This window comes from Vibrio sp. 10N.247.310.24 (genome assembly GCF_041467175.1).
Taxonomy (GTDB): domain Bacteria; phylum Pseudomonadota; class Gammaproteobacteria; order Enterobacterales; family Vibrionaceae; genus Vibrio; species Vibrio tasmaniensis_A.
The window spans coordinates 1-3,714 of record NZ_JBFSUD010000151.1; the positions used below are offsets into that span (position 1 = coordinate 1).

Consider the following 3,714-nt stretch of genomic DNA (forward strand, 5'->3'; position numbering starts at 1 on the left):
ATACGCGAAACGGGGTTGTTCTATCTTTAAATTTAATTACGCAACAAAGCCCCTTCGCTGTGCTTTCGCACCGTATTTATAGCCAATGAAATAACTGAGTTGGTCACCAAGCAAACCACCTAACATGACCAAAACCAACGCCATCCATGCTCCTGAATACAGTTGAAAGCCCGCTGCAACAAAAAAGGGCTCTCCCGGTACAAATAGGTTTGGGCCAATGAGAGCATCACCCAACGCCCCCAGAAACAGCCCTAGTCCATCAAACATAACAACCTCAGTGCTTACTGTTCTTTATAATGACCGAACTTGTAGTTCATCTCGTTGTTACGCATTTCGCCTTTAAAAAAGCGTCTTGCATTGGCTTTAAGGTAAGTAGATCCTGTCTTTACAACACCATCTTGGTCTAAACGACGTGGGTCAAAACCAAAGGTCATATTAAGGAATCTAAATCGCCATGTTTTGCTCGCACGTTTTACATAGTCACAGTCTTCACACAGTACGATCTCTTCATCGAAACCGCCGATTTCATCATGCGCTCGTTTAGTCGAGAAAATACAGGCGCCAATCGCCGTCGGGAAAAAGAACTGGGTAGTAAATAAGCCTGCGTTAAACAGCCCGTAACCAAACTTGTGTACAAGCGGCAGACCTTTCGAGCTCATGTACACACCCGCCACTTCAAGCTTCTTCTCCTCTAGTTCATAAAGCGCTTTCGCAAGGAAGTTTCGAGACAAACTCACGTCGGCATCCAAGAAAAGGATTCGGTTGTACTGCGCTAATGAAGCGCCTGTGTTTCTGCCAAGGCTCACACCGCGATTTTCCATATGATGAACCGTTAACTTTGGCAACGCGCTTTCATAAGCTTGTGCCACCCCTCTTGTGTTGTCTTCACTGTTCGAGTCGACAACAATCACCTCAAATTCTTGATGGGTTTGCACACTCAACTCTTCCATTAAGCGGCTGATGCGTTTCTCTTCGTTTAGCGTAATTACGACAATGCTTACCGGTTCCATATTTTCACCTATTCATTCTGCTGTTTAATTAACACTAAGATTAACCAACCAAGCCTTAACCAAGTCTTAGGCAAACATTCATTTTCCGTTCATTAACTTGATGATTTAGCAACGCTATAAATAGATAAGATAGGCAATGTAAAAGACGATAAAATGGGGTAAATAAGCGCTAGTGAACGTTTTATCTCCAAACGAATCATTTATCGAAGGAAATTCACTTTGAGATGGGCTTCTGACTTGCTCAGATTTGAATGTGATGTTAGTATCCGCGCTCGCTTAAGCATGAACTCGTTTATGCCTAAGCTTTACCACATACTCAAGGTCGCATTGAGGTGTGAAGTTAATTTTTACTAATTTGAGAGTAAAACTATGAAATTTGAAGCAGTAGTACGTACTGAACTAGGTAAAGGTGCGAGCCGCCGCCTACGTCACGCTGGTAAATTCCCAGCTGTAATCTACGGTGGCGAAGCAGCAGCTGTAGCTATCGAACTTGTTCACGCTGACGTGATCAACCAAATGGATAAGCCTGAATTCTACGAAACAATCACTCTAGTGATTGACGGCGCAGAAGTTAAGGTTAAGCCGCAAGACGTTCAACGTCACGCGTTCAAGCCTAAAGTTGAGCACATGGACTTCATCCGTATCTAATTCCCTACCAAGGAATAAGATTGGATTAATCCAGCCTTCTGCATAGAAAAGATAATCGATCTTACCAGTCGAGAAATCTAGAAATTCGAAACCCCGATGCTACCAACATCGGGGTTTCACCGTTTCTAAGCCCTCAAAAACGTCGTAAATCTCGCGCAACACACTGAAAATAATCAACTTTCCCTCCCCTATTTTGTCCCTATATTTTCTGGGTGGATTAAGGGTGGACGAAAGGTGGACTTATAAAGTAGTTTTTCTAACACAAAGACTAGACCGCTTTTTCGCTAGGCTCTTCTTTCTAGAACGTTCGTAATGTCTTTTTTGAGTTCCTCTGAAAGGCGTTCGAATTGTTTTGGTACAATCAAACCTTCCTCGCACATTTGCATGAGTTGGATAAATGCTCGGCTTCGAGAATGGCCATCAAAAATAAGCTTCATTTGCTTTTGAGATTCTTTGGAGTACTCGCACATAAAGTGAAACCTTTCCCCTACAGATTCTGATTCATCAGTAATCGCTTTGATGGCTTCATCTAGCTGACGAGTACAAAACAGTTGCGCAGCTTCACTCTTTATCTCACAAAAGATTTTCCAATCAGACTCTTTGATATTCATACAGACCTCCACAAAGTGTTACTTCTTAGGGTTGAACATTACGGCGTTTAAAAGACGTGAGCGACACGATTACCCAATAGTAAATCAGAGCGCTATTAACACGAAATCCAATCTTGAGCAGAAAGGAAGGGCCAGCATTAGGCCGCTTTAAACGCCTGTAGGAATATTTCCAAAGTCTAGTTTGATATTAATTCCACTAATTTCGATTTCGCTTGATGCTAAGAAATACAGGTATAAAATTTGGCCAGAGGTACATATAAGAATCAGCCTTAAACGATTTATTATGTGCGTTTCTGAAGATTAGCGACATGATGCTTATACTTCTTCTCACGCCAAAACCATATTGCATAACTTAAGGGGATAGCACCAATCGAGCTCCAGAAACCACTCATTAATACATCGGTAGTTTGTATCCACCCCCAAGCTGTTTCTGACATAAACAACGGCTCAATACTTTGACCTACCATCACGCCTAAGATTGCTGGAAATGATGTACGAGCAGTAAATCTGAGACTTCCTTTTTTCCTCTCGAGCTTCCATTTTGAAAACTCGATATCAGGATCTTTCACTATCGCCTCCATAAGATAATTTGCCTAAAGCACATAATGCCTAATTGAGTCGCTGACAACACTACCTATACACTCAAACCTACGACCGAAATCACTGAAACTAATCCTAGTAGAAAATTACAAGCGTAACAGTCTGCTTAAATGCTTGTCATGGCGCAATTTGCAACACCTGTGGCGATTTACTACAATATAAATGCAAACTAAATTAGGAGACATATTATGGCTACTGCAAGTGTACGTATTGACCAAGATCTTTTTGATAAGGCTGCGATAATGGCTAAAGCACTAAACCGCACTACACCAAAACAAATTGAGCACTGGGCTAAAATCGGGAAAATGATGGAAGACAACCCTGATCTACCTTATGAGTTCGTAAAGCAAGCAGTCATAGCAAAAGCTGAGAAGGAAGCAGGTAAATTAGAGGCTTACTCTTTTGACTAAGATTACCAACATTCTTCAGACACCTACTTTTAAGAAGGCGGTCAAGAAATTACACAAGAACCAAAAAACGGATCTAGATAATGCTATTCGAGCCCTTATGGAAGATCCGCATCTTGGTGAGCAGAAGAAAGGTGACCTGTTTTTCTTGAGAGTGCATAAATTTAAGATGGTTAAGCAATTAACATTGCTCGGTTATAGCTATGAAGATGGTACTGTAACTCTCGAACTAATAGCTCTCGGCTCGCACGAAAATTTTTATCGAGATATGAAGAAAATATATTGATTCAATGTGATCGAAAATATCCTTGCCCGTCTGAGCCATACTCGTTTGTTGAACGAAGCCGCTACGCGGCAGAGTAAAACAGCTACCATCCATACTCTCCCCCTCTGGCAGGATAGTTGTCACTGTTAAAATTTAACCAGTTTGGGCGATAA

The 3,714-nt window shown here is 41.6% G+C and carries 6 protein-coding genes and 1 pseudogene; 3 read left to right on the plus strand and 4 right to left on the minus strand.

Annotation, left to right across the window (positions count from 1 at the left end):
- Positions 1-51: 51 nt before the first annotated feature.
- Positions 52-267 (minus strand): annotated as a pseudogene (locus tag AB6E08_RS22770) (hypothetical protein); the annotation flags it as partial.
- A gap of 14 nt (positions 268-281) precedes the next feature.
- Positions 282-1,010: a glycosyltransferase family 2 protein gene (locus AB6E08_RS22775; RefSeq protein ID WP_372067321.1), complete on the minus strand. Its 729-nt coding sequence runs from the start codon at positions 1,008-1,010 to the stop codon at positions 282-284.
- A gap of 369 nt (positions 1,011-1,379) precedes the next feature.
- Between AB6E08_RS22775 and rplY the strand changes: the two genes are divergently transcribed.
- Positions 1,380-1,658, plus strand: a complete 279-nt coding sequence (rplY, locus tag AB6E08_RS22780) for a 50S ribosomal protein L25 (RefSeq protein WP_009847093.1) — start codon at positions 1,380-1,382, stop codon at positions 1,656-1,658.
- A 284-nt stretch (positions 1,659-1,942) separates the two neighbouring features.
- On the opposite strand, the gene AB6E08_RS22785 is transcribed toward rplY, so the two are convergent.
- On the minus strand, positions 1,943-2,269 hold the full coding sequence (locus AB6E08_RS22785; protein WP_102249838.1) for a hypothetical protein: 327 nt from the start codon (positions 2,267-2,269) through the stop codon (positions 1,943-1,945).
- A gap of 281 nt (positions 2,270-2,550) precedes the next feature.
- A complete protein-coding gene (locus tag AB6E08_RS22790; protein ID WP_198926225.1) occupies positions 2,551-2,850 on the minus strand; it encodes a hypothetical protein in 300 nt (99 codons plus the stop codon).
- A gap of 207 nt (positions 2,851-3,057) precedes the next feature.
- Here AB6E08_RS22790 and AB6E08_RS22795 point away from each other — a divergent pair, with 207 nt between their 5' ends.
- Together AB6E08_RS22795 and AB6E08_RS22800 are read left to right on the plus strand one after the other, a co-directional pair.
- On the plus strand, positions 3,058-3,279 hold the full coding sequence (locus AB6E08_RS22795) for a TA system antitoxin ParD family protein (protein ID WP_009847096.1): 222 nt from the start codon (positions 3,058-3,060) through the stop codon (positions 3,277-3,279).
- Positions 3,272-3,562, plus strand: coding sequence for a type II toxin-antitoxin system RelE/ParE family toxin (locus tag AB6E08_RS22800; protein ID WP_009847097.1), 291 nt, complete (start codon positions 3,272-3,274; stop codon positions 3,560-3,562). Before AB6E08_RS22795 ends, AB6E08_RS22800 begins: the two co-directional genes overlap by 8 nt.
- Positions 3,563-3,714 lie beyond the last annotated feature (152 nt).